This window comes from uncultured Olsenella sp. (assembly GCF_959602185.1).
In the GTDB taxonomy this organism is placed as follows: Bacteria; Actinomycetota; Coriobacteriia; order Coriobacteriales; family Atopobiaceae; genus Olsenella_I; species Olsenella_I phocaeensis.
On record NZ_CAUGRZ010000004.1, the window covers coordinates 98975 to 118404 of the forward strand.

At 64.8% G+C, this 19430-nt stretch carries 17 protein-coding genes and 4 tRNA genes; 2 read left to right on the forward strand and 19 right to left on the reverse strand.

Annotated elements, in window-relative coordinates; translation table 11 throughout:
- Positions 1–25: 25 nt before the first annotated feature.
- The 14 genes from Q5923_RS04290 to Q5923_RS04355 form a co-directional block, all read right to left on the reverse strand.
- On the reverse strand, positions 26–964 hold the full coding sequence (locus tag Q5923_RS04290; RefSeq protein WP_009278259.1) for a hypothetical protein: 939 nt from the start codon (positions 962–964) through the stop codon (positions 26–28).
- A 69-nt stretch (positions 965–1033) separates the two neighbouring features.
- On the reverse strand, positions 1034–1642 hold the full coding sequence (locus tag Q5923_RS04295; RefSeq protein ID WP_050796707.1) for an NUDIX domain-containing protein: 609 nt from the start codon (positions 1640–1642) through the stop codon (positions 1034–1036).
- Between the two features lie 211 nt (positions 1643–1853).
- The gene (gene purD / locus Q5923_RS04300) at positions 1854–3155 is read right to left on the reverse strand and encodes a phosphoribosylamine--glycine ligase (protein WP_009278261.1); all 1302 of its coding nucleotides are present in this window, start codon (positions 3153–3155) and stop codon (positions 1854–1856) included.
- Positions 3156–3172: 17 nt separating this feature from the next.
- Entirely contained in the window at positions 3173–4114 is a 942-nt protein-coding gene (locus Q5923_RS04305; protein ID WP_009278262.1) for a DegV family protein, read from the reverse strand.
- Between the two features lie 8 nt (positions 4115–4122).
- The gene (locus tag Q5923_RS04310; protein WP_062531516.1) at positions 4123–5403 is read right to left on the reverse strand and encodes an adenylosuccinate synthase; all 1281 of its coding nucleotides are present in this window, start codon (positions 5401–5403) and stop codon (positions 4123–4125) included.
- A 115-nt stretch (positions 5404–5518) separates the two neighbouring features.
- The gene (gene dnaB, locus Q5923_RS04315; RefSeq protein ID WP_009278264.1) at positions 5519–6904 is read right to left on the reverse strand and encodes a replicative DNA helicase; all 1386 of its coding nucleotides are present in this window, start codon (positions 6902–6904) and stop codon (positions 5519–5521) included.
- A 433-nt stretch (positions 6905–7337) separates the two neighbouring features.
- Positions 7338–7850 (reverse strand): 50S ribosomal protein L9, encoded by a 513-nt coding sequence (rplI, locus tag Q5923_RS04320; RefSeq protein WP_009278265.1) that lies wholly within the window; start codon positions 7848–7850, stop codon positions 7338–7340.
- Between the two features lie 58 nt (positions 7851–7908).
- Positions 7909–8928, reverse strand: coding sequence for a hypothetical protein (locus Q5923_RS04325; protein WP_303132380.1), 1020 nt, complete (start codon positions 8926–8928; stop codon positions 7909–7911).
- A 29-nt stretch (positions 8929–8957) separates the two neighbouring features.
- Positions 8958–9230, reverse strand: coding sequence for a 30S ribosomal protein S18 (rpsR, locus tag Q5923_RS04330; RefSeq protein WP_009278267.1), 273 nt, complete (start codon positions 9228–9230; stop codon positions 8958–8960).
- A 43-nt stretch (positions 9231–9273) separates the two neighbouring features.
- Positions 9274–9816: a single-stranded DNA-binding protein gene (locus Q5923_RS04335; RefSeq protein WP_040656883.1), complete on the reverse strand. Its 543-nt coding sequence runs from the start codon at positions 9814–9816 to the stop codon at positions 9274–9276.
- A 48-nt stretch (positions 9817–9864) separates the two neighbouring features.
- Entirely contained in the window at positions 9865–10158 is a 294-nt protein-coding gene (gene rpsF / locus Q5923_RS04340; RefSeq protein WP_009278269.1) for a 30S ribosomal protein S6, read from the reverse strand.
- A 320-nt stretch (positions 10159–10478) separates the two neighbouring features.
- Complete coding sequence (locus Q5923_RS04345; RefSeq protein ID WP_303132384.1) at positions 10479–11663, reverse strand: DUF4013 domain-containing protein; 1185 nt, start codon at positions 11661–11663, stop codon at positions 10479–10481.
- A gap of 159 nt (positions 11664–11822) precedes the next feature.
- Positions 11823–11912, reverse strand: a tRNA-Ser gene (locus Q5923_RS04350).
- A gap of 42 nt (positions 11913–11954) precedes the next feature.
- A tRNA-Ser gene (locus Q5923_RS04355) sits at positions 11955–12045 on the reverse strand.
- A gap of 166 nt (positions 12046–12211) precedes the next feature.
- On the opposite strand from Q5923_RS04355, the gene Q5923_RS04360 reads away from it, so the two are divergent.
- Entirely contained in the window at positions 12212–12997 is a 786-nt protein-coding gene (locus tag Q5923_RS04360; protein WP_303132386.1) for a trimeric intracellular cation channel family protein, read from the forward strand.
- Between the two features lie 87 nt (positions 12998–13084).
- Here Q5923_RS04360 and typA read toward each other — a convergent pair whose 3' ends face one another.
- The 4 genes from typA to Q5923_RS04380 all read right to left on the reverse strand — a co-directional run bounded on the left by typA (position 13085) and on the right by Q5923_RS04380 (position 15889).
- On the reverse strand, positions 13085–14923 hold the full coding sequence (gene typA, locus Q5923_RS04365) for a translational GTPase TypA (RefSeq protein WP_009278272.1): 1839 nt from the start codon (positions 14921–14923) through the stop codon (positions 13085–13087).
- Positions 14924–15062: 139 nt separating this feature from the next.
- Positions 15063–15518: a hypothetical protein gene (locus tag Q5923_RS04370; RefSeq protein ID WP_009278273.1), complete on the reverse strand. Its 456-nt coding sequence runs from the start codon at positions 15516–15518 to the stop codon at positions 15063–15065.
- Between the two features lie 134 nt (positions 15519–15652).
- Positions 15653–15728, reverse strand: a tRNA-Ala gene (locus tag Q5923_RS04375).
- 84 nt (positions 15729–15812) lie between these two features.
- Positions 15813–15889 (reverse strand) — tRNA-Ile (locus Q5923_RS04380).
- 150 nt (positions 15890–16039) lie between these two features.
- Here Q5923_RS04380 and Q5923_RS04385 point away from each other — a divergent pair.
- Positions 16040–16537, forward strand: a complete 498-nt coding sequence (locus Q5923_RS04385; protein WP_303132451.1) for a bifunctional nuclease family protein — start codon at positions 16040–16042, stop codon at positions 16535–16537.
- 106 nt (positions 16538–16643) lie between these two features.
- Here Q5923_RS04385 and gyrA read toward each other — a convergent pair whose 3' ends face one another.
- Positions 16644–19424: a DNA gyrase subunit A gene (gene gyrA, locus Q5923_RS04390; RefSeq protein ID WP_303132390.1), complete on the reverse strand. Its 2781-nt coding sequence runs from the start codon at positions 19422–19424 to the stop codon at positions 16644–16646.
- Positions 19425–19430: the final 6 nt, after the last annotated feature.

Consider the following 19430-nt stretch of genomic DNA (forward strand, 5'->3'; position numbering starts at 1 on the left):
GGCCGTTCGGGCATGTGCGAATCCGCTATGCCGCGGATTTGGTCTGCTCCGCGTCGCCCGTGGATGACGAGGCGGACGAGCCATCGCCCTTCTCGGAGGAGTCCGGGTTCGCCTTGGTGGAGTCCACGCTGGCCGAATCGGAACCCGTGCCCTTGTCCTCGTCGCCCAGGACGACGCCCAGAATCGACGAGGGCGTGAAGCTCGTCGTCACGTTCTTCCTGAGCTCCTCCTGCATCGCCGTGTCCACGCCGGTGATAGTGCAGTTGAAGCGCACCCCCGTGTCGGTGGTGGACTTGGTCCAGATGAAGGTCATGAGCGTCTTGATCTCTCCCGTGGGTTGCAGGAAGCCGAAGAACGAGGAGGTCTGGAACTTGCCGTTGGCGCCGACATGCACGTTGACGCGATAGACCACGGTGTCGATGTTGGGGTTGAGGAGCGCGTTGACAGAGAAGGCCGTGGCCTGGATCTGGGAGCCGGCGAAGGCCTCGAGCGCGTCCTCGGACGAGGTGTCGGTGACGGTCACCTCGACACGATGCGTGTTCTCGTCCGCCTCCTGGACGGAGTACTTCTCGGGGAACTGCGTGAAGCCGTTGCCCCACTCCACGCCACCCTTGAGGGCGGAGGCGACGGTGGTGATGTTGACGTTCTCCGCGAGGTTCGCGGTGCTGGCACGGCGGATGAGGCCTGCGGCGACCTGCAGCGCCACGACGATGACGAGGAAGACCAGGACGAAGGTCACGGCGGTACGCGTGATGACCTTCTCCACGTTGGAGCCGGAGGGGTCGGCGCCGGCGAGCGGGTCGACGTCCACCCCGTGGCCGAACTCCTTGCGATGGCGCCTCTGGCGCGCGGCGGTCTCCTCGTTGGTGTGGCCCGTCTCGTCGACGGTGGCAAAGAGCCTCTCGGCTTGCTCGGCCGTGAGGGCACCCTTCTGGATGCGCGCCCCTTCTCGTTTCCTTGCCATGGAGATTCTCCCTGCCACTCGCATCAACAACAAAAAGAGCCAGTCAAGCTAAGTATAGGCAAGCTCCGCCTACTCCGCGCCGTCCTCGGGCTGCATGGCGAGGCGGTGCCCCACCGCGTCGCAGATGAGGGCGCCGACCACCGTCTTCGCGTCCTCTATGCGACCGTCCAGGACGGCGTCCACCAGCTCGCCGAGGTCGACCAGGTCAACGTTTATGAACTCGTCGGCGTCCGGGTCAGACGCGCCGAAGCTGAGGCCTGTCGCCATGTAGATGTGAATGAGCTCGTCGGCGAAGCCGTCGGAGGAGGCTATGGTGGTGAGGAACGCCATGTTGCGCGCCCTCATCCCCGTCTCCTCGAGAAGCTCGCGCTCGGCGCAGTCCAGGGGGTCCTCGCCCGGGTCGAGCTTGCCGGCGGGGACCTCGACCGTAACGCGTCCCAACGCCGTGCGGTACTGGCGGACCAGACAGATTCGCCCGTCATCGGTCAGCGCGACGATGGCGACCGCTCCGGGATGGCGCACCACGTCGCGCAGGGCCTGGCGCCCGTCGGGCAGCCTGACCTGCAGCCTCGACACGTCGAAGATGCGCCCCTGCCAGACCGTGTCCTCGCTCACCACTGCCTCGCGGAGGTCTCGGTCGCGCGGGTCGTCATCGCCCAGCACGAGGCCGCGACGCATCGGCTCCCCGGAGCTGTGGCCCGTCGTGGCACGCTGCCCGTCGTACACGAAGGCCTGGGTCGCGTCGCGCATGCCACCGATGGCTTCCTCGAGTCCCTGGCTCGCCTCGGCTCGCGACTCGTAGCTGGGTTCTTCCTCGGCGGAGTCCTGGGGGGCGACCTCCGTGTCGGGCTTTTCCTCTTTCACCTTGTGCACTCCGTTCAAGTCTGGCCTAGAGGCTCGTTCGTCCCTTGATGGCCTTGATTCCGATGTCGTGACGATAGGTCTTGCCCTCGAAGGAGATCCTGTCGCAGGCCTGGTAGGCGAGGTTGCGGGCGTCTTCGAAGCTCCCAGCCACCGCCGTCACGTCCAGGACGCGGCCGCCGTCGGTGACGATGCGGCCGCCGCCGTCGCGACGGGTGCCGGCGTGGTACACCGTGACCCCATCCAGGGTCTCGGCGTCCTCGATGCCACTGATGGGCTTGCCCCTCTCGTAGCTGCCGGGGTATCCGGCACTGGTGAGCACGACGGAGACCGCCCAGTCGTCCCCCCAGCCGATGTCCACGCGGTCCAGCGTTCCGTCGTCGCAGGCCAGGAAGGCCTCGACAAGGTCCCCCCTCATGCGAGGCAGAACCACCTGGGTCTCGGGGTCGCCGAAGCGCGCGTTGTACTCGAGCACCTTGGGACCGTCTTCGGTGAGCATGAAGCCGCCATAGAGGCAGCCGCTGTAGGTGATGCCGTCGCGGCGCAGCTGGTCGACCGTCGCCTGCATCATCTGGGTCATCTGCTCCAGCTCGCCGGGAAGGAGGATGGGCACGGGGGAGTAGACGCCCATGCCGCCCGTGTTGGGCCCCTTGTCCCCGTCCAGGGCGCGCTTGTGGTCCTGGGCGGTGGCGAGGGGGACGAGGGTGGTGCCGTCGGTCAGGGCGAGGAGCGAGCACTCGGGACCCTGGAGGAGCTCCTCCACCACCACCGTCCGACCCGCCTCGCCAAAGCCGCCGGAGAAGCACTCGCGCACGCCGTCCAGGGCCTCGTCCACGTCCTGGGCGACGATGACGCCCTTGCCCGCGGCGAGCCCGTCAGCCTTGACCACGCAAGGTCCGCCAAGCGACCGCACGTACGCAAGGCAGGAGGCCTCGTCGGTGAAGCTGCGCCAGGCCGCCGTCGGAACTCCGGCGCGGGCCATGACGTCCTTCGCGAACCTCTTCGACCCCTCCATCCGGGCCGCCCTGCCACTGGGGCCGAAGACCGGTATCCCGGCCGCCCTCACGGCATCCGCCACGCCCGCCACCAGGGGCGCCTCGGGACCTATGACCACGAGGCCTATGCCCTTGTCCGTGGCGAGGGAGGCCACCGCCGCAGGGTCGTCCTGGTCCAGCGTCACGGGCGTCGCGAGCTCGTCCATCCCGCCATTGCCCGGGGCGACCCAAATCCTCCCCGCGCGTGGGGACTCGGCGAGCTTCAGCAGGAGCGCATGCTCGCGACCGCCGGAGCCAAGGAGGAGGACGTCGAGCTTTCCGTCGGTCACGTTCATGTGCTGCCTCCCAAGGACTAGTCCTGCATGCAGAGTATTCCGGACGCCTCTCTCGCCGAAAGGAGCGAGGAAGGCATGTAGGCTATCCCGACCGCACCGATTCCCAGCTGGCAGGTGGTGCAGGGATTGGTGTTGAGCACCGCCGCGCGGTCAGAGACGAACTCGTTGGTGTCAAGGGGCTTCTCTATGATGCTCAGGAGCCGTGGCACGCCAGCGCTGATCTCCACGTAGGTGAGGGGGCCCACGACCTGCGAGTACGAACTCATGGTCCGGGCCATGTTGCCCGCCAGGCGCTGGAGGTCGGTGGCGCGCATGACCTCGCGCGACTCTCCCCCGTCGGAGATGGCGAAGAGCCTTCGGGCGCCCATCGCGCGGACGCGCAGGGAGTCGGCGCGCCTGAGGAGGCCGGGCTTGGGGCGAAGCTTCGAGAGCGTTGGCCGCGCGTCGGGCGCGGGCACGACGAGGCAGCGCGCCGCCAAGGCGCCCTCGCGCACGCGGGCGAGGGCCTCGTCCGTGTCACAGCCCCCGTCACGGGCGGAGACGAGGCAGGCGAGCACCAGGGCGAGCTGCCCCGACGTCCCGCAGGAGTCGACCACCTCGACCCTTGCGCCAGTCACTCGGGACGCGGCCTCCTGGGCAAGGGCGAAGGAGTCGCTCATCGCCGAGGAGGCATGGAGCGAGACGACGTCCTTCCAGCCCTCGGCAACCAGTCGATCGTAGGTGGCCACGTACTCGTCGAGAGAGGGCGCGAAGGTGTTGACCTGCCCGTGCGTGGACGAGATCTGGACGTAGAAGTCAGAGGGGTCGAGGTCGACGCAGTCTCGGTAGTCCGTGCCGGCGACTCGTACGACCTGCGCCAGGGGAACGACTCCCGCCGCCTCGAAGACGGGCAGCGGGAGGTCGCAGAGGCTGTCGCAGACTATGGCGAAGGCCCGGTTGTCGCGGGGGTTCCTTGTCACGCGCCGGACTACCTCCAGCACCTGTCGATGGTCTGGTCGCGGTCGGGGCCGACAGTGATGATCGAGACTCGCACACCTGCGAGCTGCTCGAGGAAGTCGATGTAGTCCTTTGCCTCGCGAGGGAGCTTGTAGAAGTCCCGCACGCCCGAGATGTCGCAGTTCCAGCCGGGAAGCGTCTCGTAGATGGGCTTCGCGTGGTAGAAGACGCTCTGATGCTCCGGAACCGTGGTGTAGCGCTTGCCGTCGCACTCGTAGGCGACGCAGACCTTGATCTGGTCCAGGCAGCCCAGTACGTCGAGCTTGGTGATGGCGAGGTCGGTGAGGCCGTTGACTCGGGCGGCGTAGTTGACGACGACGGAGTCGTACCAGCCACAGCGACGCTTGCGGCCGGTGGTGACGCCGTACTCGTGACCAACTTCGCCCAGCTTGTCGCCGACCTCGTCGAAGAGCTCGGTCGGGAAGGGTCCGGACCCGACGCGGGTGAGGTACGCCTTGGCGATGCCAAGGACGCGCTTGATGTGGACGGGACCAACGCCAGAGCCCGTCACGGCTCCACCCGCAGTGCAGTTCGAGGAGGTGACGAAGGGGTAGGTGCCATGGTCGATGTCGAGCATGGTGGCCTGGGCGCCCTCGAAGAGGATGTTCTTACCTGCCTCGATCTGCTCGTTGAGAAAGAGCGAGCTCTCCACGATGTAGGGCTTGATGCGCTCGGCGTAGGGAAGGTAGGTCTCGCAGATCTGTTCCACGGTGTAGGTGGGCAGCTCGTAGACCTTCTCGAGGATGGGATTGGTGTACTCGAGTGCGGCCTCGAGCTTCTCGCGGAAGATCTTCTCGTCCAGCATGTCCTGCACGCGCAGGCCGGTGCGGTTCATCTTGTCCATGTAGGTGGGTCCGACGCCGCGCTTCGTCGTGCCGATGAGGTTCTTGCCGAGCCTCTTCTCGTGGGCCCCGTCGAGGTCCTTGTGGTAGGGCATGACGATGTGGGCGTTGCCGCTGATCTTGAGGTCGTCGCAGGAGATGCCCTGGGCCTCGAGCATGTCGATCTCTCCCAGGAGGATCTCGGGGTCGACGATGCAGCCGTTGCCTATGACCGGGTAGGTGCCCTCGTACATGACCCCGGAGGGAACCTGGTGCAGGGCCAGCTTGTGGCCTCCGGCGATGACGGTGTGTCCGGCGTTGGCACCACCAGCAAAGCGGCAGACCACGTCGTAGTCACCCGCGATGAGGTCGGTCACCTTGCCCTTGCCCTCGTCGCCCCACTGAGTTCCCACCAGCACTGATGCAGGCATTGCGTCTCCTTCTTGGGTTTCCGTGCTTACCGGCCAATTATACGGCAGCGAGGCGCGGACGCCCGCACCGCCCTGGGGACGGAGACGGGCCGCAGGATGTTCCGCCGCGCTGCCGCTAGCCCTCGTGATGCCTGTCCACCTCGACGAACTTGGTCGAGCCGGGCAGGAACATGAGCGGCACGATGTCCAGGGGTCCCGAGCGGTTCTTCGCGATGATGAACTCCGTGACGTTGAAGTCGGGGCGGTCGGGCCTCTCCGCCTCCTCCTCGGTCATGGAGCGGTCGAGCAGTATGACGATGTCGGCATCCTGCTCGATGGAGCCGGACTCGCGCAGGTCCGAGAGCTGGGGACGCTGCCCCTTTCGGTCGGTCACCTGACGGTTGAGCTGCGAGAGGGCCACGACCGGACACTCGAGGTCCTTGGCCATGATCTTGATGCCGCGCGACATCTCCGAGACCTCGGTGGCGCGGGAGTCGGCGCGCTGGCGTCCCGAGGGGGGCGAGAGGAGCTGCAGGTAGTCCACCAGCACGATGCCGTTCTCCTTGCCCTTGAGCATGCGGCGGGCCTTGGCACGAATCTCGGTCACGGTGGTTCCCGGGGTGTCATCGATCATGATGTCCAGGCGCGAGAGGTCGCGCGTGGCCTCGAGGATCGTGGGCCACTGGTTGTCCTTGATGCGGGCGCCGCGGATGTCCGAGAGGGGGATCTTCGCATAGGCCGAGAGGAGCCTCTGCGCGATCTCGACCTTGCTCATCTCGAGCGAGAAGAAGGCGACCGAGGCGCCGTTGGCCGCGGCGTTGGTTGCCAGGTTGAGCGCGAAGGAGGTCTTTCCCACGCCTGGGCGCGCGCCGATGACGATCATCTGGCCCGCCCGGAGGCCCTGGAGCCTTCGGTCTATGCCGGGATACCCGGTGAGGACGCCCAGGGTGCCGTCGGGGTTGAGACAGGCTTCCCCCAGCTCGTTGTAGAGGTTGCCCATGACCTCCGAGAGGTCCGAGTAGCTGTCGCCTATCTCCCTGCTGGTCACGCCCAAAAGAAGGTTCTCGGCGGTATCCACGACCTCCTTGGTGTCCTCGGGAGCGTCGAAGGCAAGGGCGGTGATCCTCGCCGACGCCGCGATGATGGCGCGCAGGGTCGAGTCCCGGTGCAGGATCTCCGTATGGTGGCGCCAGCTCGCGAGCGAGAGGGAGTCCTCGTTGAGCTCGAGGAGGTAGGCCATGCCACCCACCTTGTCCAACTGTCCCGCGCTCTTGAGGTGATCCGCCATCGAGATGGGGTCCACGGGCTGGGCGCGGTCGAACATCTCGTTCATGGCGTGGAAGATGGCGCGGTGGGAGTAGAGGTAGAAGTCCTGTTCGTCCAAATCGACGAGGCACTCCTGGAGGACGTCCTGCGAGAGCAGCATGGCCGAGAGGACCGACTTCTCGGCGGCTCGGTCCTGCGGCATCGTCACGTCGGCGCGGGGCATCGAGGGATAGTCGTCGTACGTTGCGTCGGGCATGGCTTCTCCTAGCGTCGGCTGCGTGGGCATGGTAGCGCATCCAGACGCGGCCAGATATGTCAAACAGACCCGTCAACAGGGCATTGTTGATAGCTATTCCCCACTAGCGGGGCTTTCACCATTTTTCACAGTTTTCGACAAAATTGGGATTATTTTGCCAACGGAGTTTTCTACATCCACGCCCCTACCCTGCTTATTAGACAACCAGCATGACCATGTGCGACTTTGTGACATAGGCATGCGTAATAGATGAATAATTGCAGGTAGATGATTTGTCTCTTTGTTTCGTTTACAAAGAGGAGGGGTCCCGTGGCCTTCCGCCATGGGACCCCTCTTGTGGTTCATTTTGTGGCCAAAGGCCTCCGCTTGCGCCCACTAGCTGCGATTCGTGTTGATAACACCAGCTAGTGGGCGCTGGGCGGACCAGCGAGTCCTACTCGCCGGCCTCCTCGACCTGGACCTCCTCCTCGGCCTCGGCAGGCTCCTCGACGGGAGCCTCCTCGGTCACGCCGACGAGGACCGTCACGACGGCGTTGATCTCGCGGTAGAGGTTGATCTCGATCTGGTGCCTGCCGGCGGTCTTGATCGCGGCGCTGCGCACGAGGCGCTTGCGATCGACCTCTACGCCGAGCTGCTCCTTGATGGCGGCGACGATCTGGGTGCCGGTCACGGAGCCAAAGAGCTGGTCGTTCTCGCCGACCTTGGCGTCGACGGTGACGGACTTGCCGTCGAGCTGGGCCTTGGTCGCCTCTGCATCGCCGATGCGCTTCTCCTCGCGCTTCTCGATGTTGTGACGGCGCTCCTCAAGCTGCTTGATGTTGCCAGGGGTGGCAGGCTGGGCGATCTTGCTGGGGAACAGGAAGTTCTCCGCATAGCCCTGGGCGACCTCTACGATGTCGCCCTCTCCGCCCTTGCCCCTGAGCTCATCCAGAAGGATGACTTTCATGGGAACTCCTTTTGTTGGTCGGCCTAGGCCGACTCCCTGCATTGAGCCCTGCAGGCGCCTAACCCACGCTGGTGCGTCTTCGCGGAAGTCCGCGGAAGTTAGCAACGAGGTCGACGGCGCCAACGGCGCTCACGATTACAAACGACAGTTCGAGCCAGGCGGCCACCATCACGGCGACTGCCTGGGTGGCGACACCAGCGTCCCTCCTCTTGAGGAAGCCCACGGCGACGGCGCAACCCTGCAGGAAGAGGACCACCCGCGCAGCGGCGAGGAGGTTTCTGCCAGCAAGGCCGATGCCCGCCGGGAGGCCTGTCAGCCGCGAGGAGGCCGCACTCAGGGCGAGGCCGACCACAAAGGCCGGCAGGACCCAGAGGGGAGCGTCGAAGTTCGCCAGGGGCGTCCTCCGAGGCCTTATCCCCCTACCGCGCAGCCATGCGTCCCTCCCGAGCTTCGAGAAGGCCGCGAGGAGGCCACCGCTCGCCAGGTAGGCGAGTGGCCAGTAGGTCCTGACGAGGAAGAGGGCGTGTCCGACCTCTTCCCGAAGCGCCAGGCTCTGCGAGCCACTCGTTGCCGCGACTATGGAAGCCGCATAGGCCTCCATGGAAGCGGGGACGCTCGTCCCTTGCGACGCCGCGACGGCGGCGCTGGAACCCAGTGTGACCGCAGCGGAGACGAGGACCAAAACACAGGCCCTCGACGCCGTGATGCCCGTCTCGTCCGCAAGGAGGACGAGCGCCAAGGCGCTGGCCAGTGCGGGCAGGGCGGTCACGAGGCGAGGGGGGTCGTATGCGGCAGCCGCGAGCGATGCCGCAGCGAGGGCAGCCAGGAAGGCAAGGAACGCCTTTCTCGTCCTTCCCTCCCCTGCAGCACAAGAGAGCCCGAAGGCCACGAGTGCGGCTGCGAGCACCGTGCTGAGTACAGAGACCGCCCCTCCCAGAATCGCCCAGGAAAGCCCCTGTGAGGGCAGGTTCGAAAGAACCCGCCTCAGGTTGGGACCAACGCCCGGTCGCATCCCGTTGGAGGCATCCAACAGGCCCTTGTCTGCCCGAGGGATGAAGCTATGGCTCGTCTCGCCCACGTGGTGTCGTCTTTGCTCGGACGGCCCGGTTAGCCGCGGTTACGCCCGCCGCGGCTGGAAACCACGGGGACGGAGTAGGGCAGAAGGGCCATCTCGCGGGCGCGCTTGATGGCGACCGCGATGTCGTGCTGATGCTGCGTGCAGGCGCCAGTGACGCGACGGGGCTTGATCTTGCCGCGGTCGGTCATGTACTTGCGAAGGAGCTGGACGTCCTTGTAGTCGATGAACTCGACGTCCTCCTTGCAGAACTGGCAAAACTTGCGACGCGGCTGGCGCTGTTCGACTTGCCTTTGCTTAGCCATGTCTTAATGCCTTTCTTTGGCGGCGATACCGCCCTAAGTGAAGCTAGAACGGGATGTCCTCGTCGTAAACGTCCGTCTGGGGCGGATTGGGCACGGCGGGACGAGGGGCCTGGGGCTGGACGGGAGCGGGTGCCTGGGCCGGAGCAGGGGCGGCATAGCTGGGCTGCACCTGCTGGTACCCGCCCTGGGGCTGGTAGGAAGGCTGCTGCTGATAGCCGCCCTGGGGCTGGTACCCCTGGGATCCACCCTGCTGCTGGGCGTTCCTGGACGAGAGGAACTCGACCTCGTCCACCACCACCTCGATCTTGCTGCGCTTCTGGCCGTCGCGCTCCCACTGGCTCCAGCGAAGCTTGCCTTCAATGGCAACCTTCGAGCCCTTGGAGAGGAAACGGCTGAGCGGCTCGGCACGGTTGCCGAACACGACGCAATCGATGAAGTTGGGAACGTCCTCCCACTCGCCTTGGGCGTTGCGGCGCCGGTCGTTGACGGCGACACCGAAGGAGAGAATCTGCATCCCTCCCTGGGTGGCCCTCAGCTCCGGGTCACGCGTGAGGTTGCCGGAAATGTTCACCCTGTTGATGCTCACGTTGCTCACTGCCTCTCATTCGCAGGCGTGCTGCCTGCGCTTCCATGACTAGTCCCTGTCGCTGCGGCGCACGACCATGTGGCGCTTGACGGCATCGTTGATGCGCAGAACTCGGTCGAGCTCGGCGATCTGGGTGGGGTCTGCATGGAAGTTGATCAGGGTGTAGTCACCCTCAGTGAGGTTGTCGATCTCAAAGGCGAGCTTGCGCTTGCCCCAATCCTCGACGTTGTCGATGGTGCCGCCTGCCTCGGTAACAGCGACGTCAATACGCTTCATGACGCCAGCGCGAGTCTCCTCGGTGGCTGCGGGGTCGACAAAGTACAGCAGTTCATAAGCCTTCATGTGGTCACCTCCTCTGGGCTAAACGGCTCCGGAACGTGAAGGTTGCATCCGGAGCAGGAAAGGTTCGGTGTGGAATCGTAACACAGGACTTGGGCCTGGCCTGCGTGTTTCCCCCACACCCTCCGGCTCCCATACACTCCCCACATCAAGGATGTCTCGACCAGCTGGCAGCTGACCCTCTCCCAACTGCCCGCGTGTGCAATAGGAGAGGGCCGACTCGCAGGTAGGCCATGTCGTGAGGAGTGGCAGCAAGCGCTGGAAGGTCAGCGCACCTCCATCAAATGGGCATACGTTCAGACGGAATGGGGTGTTTTCTGCCGTTATTCGCCTGGCTCGACCTCGTCCCCCTGCAGTCTGATGCCAGCGACGCCGTCCTGTGTCGCATCGCCCCTAGGGCTAGGGGAGCTCAGATCTATGACCTCCACGCCAGCATCTTCCTCTGAGCCTTCCCTTCCGTCCTTGTCATCCGAGACGGAAGAACCCGAAACCTCCAGCTCCGAGGTCACACCCGCCGCGGGCGCCGGCGTCGAACTTGAATCGCCCGGGACCGGGGAGGCCTCATCCCCTGGCATGAAATCTGACGAGGCGGCAGACGCGAGGGCGCAGGCGCCAGTGCCCGAAACGCCCTCGGGCGATGGCGCATCGGTAGAAGCCGTGGGCTCGATGGCGAGGTCCCCTGGCACCGCGGGGGACACAACGGGCACAGCAGGCGGCACAGGGACATCAGGAAGCGGGTCAGAGCTGGACCCCCAGGAGGGGACGTCGAACTGACGAAGCCAGAGCGAGAGCATGTTGTATTCCATGAGGTTGACGAAGCTGTACGCAACGAGCACCAGGTAGACCATGACTATGATGGTGGGGAAGAAAAGCCCCGAGAAGGTCTGGTATCTGAGCATGACATCCAGAGGGACGTCCACGCCTTCCGTGGCCCCGAACACGGAGAGGGCCGAAAAGGCAAACGCGACCGCCATTATCACGGCGAAGAAAGCGACCACGAACCAAATGACGACGTCCATGAGGAAGACGGCGAGGATGATCCTCCCCAGCCCGACAGGATCCCTGCGAATCATGTCGATGATGCGGTTGACCTGATAACCAGCCTTGAAGTCCTGATAGATGGCCGCCCTCAGGGCACAGAGCGAACAGATGACGCCGACGGCCAGGTCGAGCACCAAGAGGATGAGGCCAAAGGGATGTTCCACGAACGACTGGGCAAAGAGCATCCTCAGGGCTGCCCAAAGGCAGACGAGACCGAGAGCGGAGACGAAGCCCCTCCATCCGCTGGAGATGCACTCCCCCACCCTCACGTCCTTCTGCTTTGGAGCCGAGTCGACACCCCAGGCGGTGAGCCGGGCCCATTCGAGTCCGTAGCCCGAGGTCCCAAGCATCCCCACGATGGGGACGAAGCCTGCCACGCCCATGACCAGCAGGACCTTCGCCCAGCCCTTGTCACGCGTGAGCAGCCCCCATGCCCTGGACCAATATGAAGCGCTGTCGTATGCCATGAGGCCCTCCCATCGCAAAGGCGTTCGCAGAAGGTCGCGCCTGGGGTCTGTCAGGGCCACCTATTGCTGAATATATAGGATATACGCACATTTCCGACAGCCGAAGCCGGCATGAAGGCACAAAAAAAGACCCGCCACCAAGGACGGGTCTGCAAGTTCTGGCGGAGGAGGAGGGATTCGAACCCTCGTAGCCCCGAGGGGCTAAACGGTTTTCGAGACCGCCGCATTCAACCACTCTGCCACCCCTCCGAAGGGTGTGAAAGCGGCGCCCGGAGGCGCCGCTGGAAGTTCTGGCGGAGAGTCTGGGATTTGAACCCAGGATACGCTTTAGGCGTATACACGATTTCCAATCGTGCTCCTTCGGCCACTCGGACAACTCTCCCTGAAACCGCACGCGCAAGTATACCTTACTTCCCCGGGCAGCGCGACAGCCAATTTTTCTCCATCTGCGAGGCCAAGGGGACGTCCCGTCGTGTGGAAGGAGGCACGGGCGCCATCACGCGCTACCATAGGCGCCTGACCGCAACGACGACATAAAAGAGGGGCGCATGGTTCCTGAGTTCTTCTCATCTGCCGCAGGCAACGCACCCGCGAGCATCCCTGTATGGCTCGACCTCACCGCCGTGATGGTGGGCTCCCTCACGGGGGTGCTCGTCGCTAAGGAACGCGACCTGGACCTGGTTGGCTACCTCGCGCTGTCCGTGCTGGGAGGCCTGGGCGGAGGACTCGTGCGCGACACCATAATGCAGGTGGGCGACGTCTACATGCTTCGCTCCACCCTCGCCATCCCCGCTGCCATCCTCACGGGAATCATCGGCTTCCTCTTCTCGGGGTCGCTCCACCGCTTTCCACGACTACTCGCCTGGACGGACATCATCTCGGTCGGGCTCTTCGTCGTGGCGGGCACGGACAAGGCCCTCGTCTACGGGCTCACCCCCTGGGCCTGCACCCTCATGGGCACGATCACGGGAGTAGGTGGCGGCATGATGAGGGACATAGCCCTGGGAGACACGCCGCGCATCTTCCTGAGGAGCAACCTCTATGCCCTCTGCGCCCTGGGAGGCTCCTTCGCCTATTGGATCATGGCCTCGGTGGCACACGTCAACCAACCCTGGGCGACCATCCTGGGGGTGCTCGTGGTGGTGGGGCTTCGCATGTGGTCGCTCCGATTCAACGTGCTCTCGCCAGCTGGCGTGGACCTCAGCCCCACCGTGGGCAAGGTCGCGCGCGAGGTCTACACGCGCGCCGCGGCACGTGGCCAGGAGGACGCGGAGGTCTATGTGCGCCGCTATGCGCGGGCGAAGTTCAGCCGCGAGGAGGACGACAAGCGATAGGACAACCAACTGACGCGTGACGAGGGGCGCCGCCCGATCCCTTGGGCGGCGCCCCTCGTCTGTGCCTGCTGCGTATGAACCCCTGCGCTACTTGTCCACCATGCCGTGACGCACGCGCCACTTGCGACGCTCGGTCTCGTTGAGGATGCGCTTGCGCAGGCGGATGTTCTTGGGGGTCACCTCGACGAGCTCGTCGTCCATGATGTACTCCATGGCCTCCTCCAGGGTGAAGGTCCTGGGGGGCGTGAGCTGGACGGCGATGTCCGCCGTGGAGGAGCGCTGGTTGCCCAGGCTCTTGGTGCGGGCGATGTTGACCACCATGTCACCGGGCTTGGACCTCTCGCCCACCAGCATGCCCTCGTAGCACTCGGTGCCAGGCTCCACGAAGAGCTGCCCTCGCTCCTGGAGGGTTCCCAGGGCGTAGGCGACGGCCTTCTCCGTCGACATCGAGATCATGGCGCCGTTCTGGCGTCCGCCGATCTCTCCCGCATAGGGACCGTATTCGAGGAAGGTGTGGTAGAACACCGCCTCGCCGTGGGTGACGTTGAGGATGCGGTTCTTGAGGCCCATGATGCCGCGGGTGGGGATCTTGAACTCGAGGTGGGTCTGGGTGGTGCCGGCGTCCATCTGGGTCATCGTGCCCCCGACGTTGCCAAAGAGCTCGATGACCTTGCCCGCGTACTCGCCAGGACACTCGACGACGGCCTGCTCGACGGGCTCGACGCGGTTGCCGTCCTCGTCCTTCTTGATCAGGACGCGGGGTCGGCCCACCTGGAACTCGAAGCCCTCGCGCCTCATGTCCTCCATGAGGACGGAGAGGTGCAGGATGCCGCGGCCGGCGACCTCGACCCCGGTCTTGTCGGGAAGCTCCTCGATGCGCATGGTCACGTTGTTCTCGCGTTCCTGCTCGAGGCGCTCCTTCAGCTGACGACCACCCACGATGTCCCCGTCGCGGCCGACGAGGGGCGAGGTGGACGGCTCGAAGACGATGGCAAGGGTCGGGGGGTCGATCTCGATGGGGTCGAGCTCGACGGGGTTCTCGGGGTCGGTGTAGACGTCTCCGATGTCGGTCGAGTCGACGCCCACGACGGCAGCGATGTCCCCGGCGCCGACCTCCTGGCACTCGGTACGTCCCAGATAGTCGAAGGTGAAGAGCTGCTTCACCTGGCTCATGGCACGGGAGCCGTCGTTCTTCACCACTAGAATCTTGTCGCCATCGTGGATGGTGCCCGAGTAGATGCGACCGATGCCGATGCGACCGACGTACTCCGAGTGGTCGATGGTGACGCACTGCATCGCGAGGGGTCCCTCGACGTCCGCGTCGGGAGCGGGAAGGGAGTCCACGACCATGTCGAGCAGGGGTAGCATGTCCTGGTTGCCGTCATCGGGGTCCAGGCGGGCGAAGCCGTTGGCGGCGGAGGCATACACGACGTGTTCCATGGCGAACTCGAGCTGGTCGTCATTGGCCCCGAGGTCCATCATCAGGTCGAGGCAGGCATTGAGGGCTCGCTCGGGGTTGGCAGCGTCCTTGTCGATCTTGTTCACGCAGACCATGATCTTGAGACCTGCGTCGATGGCGTGGCGCAGGACGAAGCGGGTCTGGGGCATGGGACCCTCGGCAGCGTCCACCAAAAGCACCGCTCCGTCGGCCATCCTGAGCACGCGCTCGACCTCGCCGCCAAAGTCGGCGTGGCCGGGGGTGTCTATCACGTTGATCTTGACGCCCTTGTAGTCGATCGAGATGTTCTTTGCCAGGATGGTGATGCCGCGCTCGCGCTCCTGGTCGTTGGAGTCAAGGATGCGCTCCTCGACCTGCTGGTTCTCGCGGAAGGCGTCGGTTGCCTTGAGCAGCTGGTCGACCAGGGTCGTCTTGCCGTGGTCTACGTGGGCGATGATTGCGATGTTCCTGATGTGCTCCTGGAGCATTTGGGCCTCTCGTTCGACGTGCGTTGCATAGATGCGAGAGACTTTACTGCACGAGCGCCATACGTTGTGCGCACTGGCCGAAAAGCGCCTGCACTCCACGCAAACTGCCGCTTGGGACGCACAAGAGGGCGAGGGAACGCTAGATCAGCGGCTCGAGCTCGCCGGCGGGTGCCGGCTCCGTCCAACGGAAGCCGTCGCCCTCTCCCCTGCCCTCGAAGTAGGAGAACGCGGAATAGCTCTTGTATCCCCTCTCGCCAAACTCGAGCATGAGGGCATCCTGGTAGGAGCCATCGTCGTCCCCCACAGCACCCTCGTAGGCGAGCGCATAGCGCACGGGAAGGCCGAGCCCTGCCTCCTCGTCACCCATGGCATGACGAAGCTCGAGGACCTTGCTTCGTGCCGCCTCGATGCACTGCTCGATTCCGTCGTCAGAGAACTCGTACGAGCCTGCGTTGCCGTCCTCGTCCTGGACCACGAGCAGCACGTTGACCTCGTCACCGGACGCCAACATGTCGAAGGCGTCGCCCATGAGGGTGCTCGAGAGCACGTCGAGCTCCGACGAAACCCCGTCGTGCCTGCACTCGTCTGCTGCCATGGAGAAGGTCCTTCCGCTCGCGTCAGTGTCCCGTCGATGGTAGCGCAAGCCCGAGCTGTCCTGCCAAGGGGGCAGGGACCAGGCATTGTTCCGAGAATAAAAAAGCCAGGGACGAGTCCCTGGCCGGAGTTGCATGGTGGAGACGATGGGGTTCGAACCCACGACCTCAGGCTTGCAAAGCCCGCGCTCTCCCAGCTGAGCTACGTCCCCGTGTTGCGCGGCGGCCTGCCCCATCTAGAGTAATAAACGCCCCAGCGGCGACTCGGCTGCGCTGGGGCGTTTATTTTCAAGAAATGGTGGGCCCGACAAGGTTCGAACTTGTGACCTCCCGGTTATCAGCCGGACGCTCTGACCAACTGAGCTACGGGCCCAACGCAAGAAGAAATAATACCTGCTGCCCGATGGCCGGTCAACAAAAAAGTTTGGTCTTTGCGATTTCCCTCACATTTGGGGAGAGGCGCCGGCGTCTGGGTACCATAGCTACACAAACAGGTACGAGGAAGTGCGACGACGTGAAGAGAATGGACATACAGACGATCGTGGTGGGCGGCGGACCCGTCACCTCGCTCATAGTCCTCAAGACCAGGACCGCGGGCAGGGACGAGGAGCCCATACAACTTCCCATACAGGTCGGTCCCATAGAGGCGACCGCCATAAGCATGGGCATCGGTGACGAGCACCAGGGGCGCCCCCTCACCCACGACGTAATGGCGCGCACCATCCGCGAGCTTGGGGCCACGCTCGACGCGGTAGAGATCGTGGACGTCCATGGCACCACCTTCTACGCCAACCTGCTCCTCACCGCCCCCAACGGCAGCCATGTCGAGGTGGATGCCCGCCCCTCGGACGCCATCGCGCTCGCGGTGCGGATGGACGTGCCACTCTTCGCGGACGAGCACGTGCTCGAGGCTGCGGCGCTGCCCGACTTCCAGGGAGTCAGGCGAGAGGAGGAAGAGCAGGAGATGGAGCGCTTCCACGACTTCGTCGAGTCCATCTCGCCTGAGGACTTCGACTCGTAGGCCCAACGCTCTCCTGACTCGGAGCGTCGCGCCAGGAACTTGGCTCGAATAGGGAGGGACCCCGGGGCATTTGCCCGGGGTCCCCATTTACCTCATGTCGGAGGGCCTACTCGTCATCGTCCTCGATCAAGGACTCGTCGAGCTCCTCCTCGCCGCCGATGTCGATGGGATCCTCGTCGTCGGCGTCCCGGGCCCCTGCGGCGCCAAGGTCGAGCATACCCTGGTTGACGTTGGCCTTGGGCGCCTTCTTCTTGCGGGCGATCATGCGTGCCACGGCGCTCACGCGGTCGGACTCGCCGATGTTCATTATCTTCACGCCCTGGGTCGACCGGCCCAGCAGGCTGATGTCAGAGGTCTTCACGCGAATGACCACGCCTTCCTCGGACACCATCATGAGCTCGTGCTGCGGGCCGACCACGCGGCAGGCCACGAGGTTGCCCTTCTTGGAGGTCATGGCGATGGTGAAGACGCCCTGCCCGCCGCGCTTGTGCTCGGGGTACTCGGATACGGGCGTGCGCTTGCCGTAGCCCTTCTCGGTCACCACGAGCAGGTCGCCCTTGCCATTGGAAATCTCCATGCCCAGCATGCGGGCGTCATCCCTCAGGGTGATGCCCCTCACGCCCGAGGTGTCGCGGCCGGTCGGACGGACCTCCCCCTCGTCGAAGCGAATTGCCTTGCCGGCGTCGGTGCAGAGGATGACGTTCTCTCCCTGCTTCACGCGGCGCACGTTGACCAGCTCGTCATCCTTCTTAAGGTTGATGGCGATGATACCGTCACGGCGACTCTTGTCGTAGTCGCTCATGGCCGTCTTCTTGACCATGCCCTTGGAGGTGGCGAAGAGCAGGTACTCGTCCTCGGGGAACTCGCGCGTCGTGATGACGGCGGCGGCCCTTTCGCCCTCGGCAAGCGGTATCACGTTTATCAGCGCCGAGCCGCGCGCGTGACGCGAGCCGATGGGCAGCTCGTGGACCTTGACGCGGTAGACCTTGCCCTTGTTGGTGAAGAAGAGCACGTAGTCGTGGGTGGATGCCACAAAGAGGTCCTCGACGAAGTCGTTGTCCTTGAGTGAGAGACCCTGGATGCCCTTGCCGCCCCTCTTCTGGGAGCGATAGGTCGAGACGGGGAGGCGCTTGACGTAGCCGGAGTGGGTCACCGTGATGACCATGTCCTCCTCAGCAATGAGGTCCTCGACGTCGAGGGTGACGGGTGCGTCAGAGATGGTGGTGCGCCTCTTGTCGGCGTACTTCTCGCGGATCTCGCCCATCTCGGTCTTGATGACGCCAAGGATCTTCCGCTCGTCCGCCAGGAGCTCCTCGTAGTAGGCGATCGCCCGGCGCAGGCCGTCCAGCTCCTCCTGAATCTTGTCGCGCTCGAGGCCGGTGAGGCGCCGCAGGCGCATCTCGAGGATGGCGGTCGTCTGCTCCTTGGTGAAGCCGAAGCGCGCGATCATGCGCTCTGAGGCCTCGGTGTCGGTGCGGCTGGAGCGGATGATGCTGATGACCTCGTCGATGTTGTCGAGCGCGATGAGCAGGCCCTCGAGGATGTGGGCGCGGGCCTGCGCCTTGGCCAGGTCGAAGCGGGTCCTCCTCGTGACCACCTCCACCTGGTGGTCGATGTAGCACTGGAGCATCTCCTTGAGCGAGAGGAGCTTGGGCACGCCGTTGACGAGGGCGAGGTCGATGATGCCAAAGGAGGTCTGGAGCGAGGAGTACTTGTAGAGGTTATTGAGAACGACCTCGGGGATGACGCCCTGCTTGAGCTCGATGACGAGGCGCAGCCCCTTGCGGTTGGACTCGTCGCGCATGTCGGAGATGCCCTCGATGCGCTTGTCGTTCACCAGCTGGGCGATCTTCTCCTGAAGCGTGCCCTTGTTGACGCCGTAGGGGAACTCGGTGAACACCAGCTTGTTGCGGCCACCCTTGGTGGACTCTACGTGGGCCTTGGCGCGAACGGTGAGGATGCCCCTGCCCGTCTCGTACGCCTGCCTGATGCCCTCGGACCCCATGATCACCGCGCCGGTGGGGAAGTCGGGACCCGGCATGACCCTCATGAGGTCGTCCGTCGTGGCGTCGGGATTGTCGATGAGCAGGCAGGTCGCGTCGATGGCCTCGCCTAGGTTATGGGGCGGGATGTTGGTCGCCATGCCGACCGCAATGCCCTGCGAGCCATTGACCAGCAGGTTGGGGAAACGGGCGGGAAGCACACTTGGCTCCTGCAGGGACTCGTCGTAGTTGGGGTTCCAATCGACGGTGTCTTTGTTGAGGTCGCGCAGCAGCTCCATGGCGGGGCGGCCCAGGCGGGACTCGGTGTATCGCATGGCGGCCGCGGAGTCTCCGTCGATGTTGCCGAAGTTCCCGTGCCCGTCGACGAGGGTGACGCGCATGGAGAACCACTGGGCGAGGCGGACCATGGCATCGTAGACGGCGGAGTCGCCGTGCGGGTGGTACTTGCCGATGACTTCGCCGACGGTCCAGGCCGACTTCTTGTGGGGCTTGTTGGGGAAGATGCCTGCCTCGTTCATGGCGTAGAGGATGCGCCGGTGGACGGGCTTCAGGCCGTCCCTGACGTCAGGGAGGGCGCGGGCCGTGATGACCGACATGGAGTACTCGATGAAGGACTGCTCCATCTCGTGTCCGAACTCGTGCATCTGGAGTCTGCCGCCATGGATGTCCACGGAGTCGCCGTCGGGACGGTTGTCCGCCGCGAGCTCGAGCTCCTCGTCCGCGTCGTCCTCGGCGCCGTCGTCCATGCCCGCCTCGTCCTCGGCGTCGGGGTCATAGACGGGAACGTCGGACTCGTCGCGCTCCGCGCGACTCAGCAGCTCTCGGAGGTCGTCCGGCAGCATGCCGTCCTGGCCCTCCCGGGGGGTGTCGTTGTCTTCTGCCACTTGCTG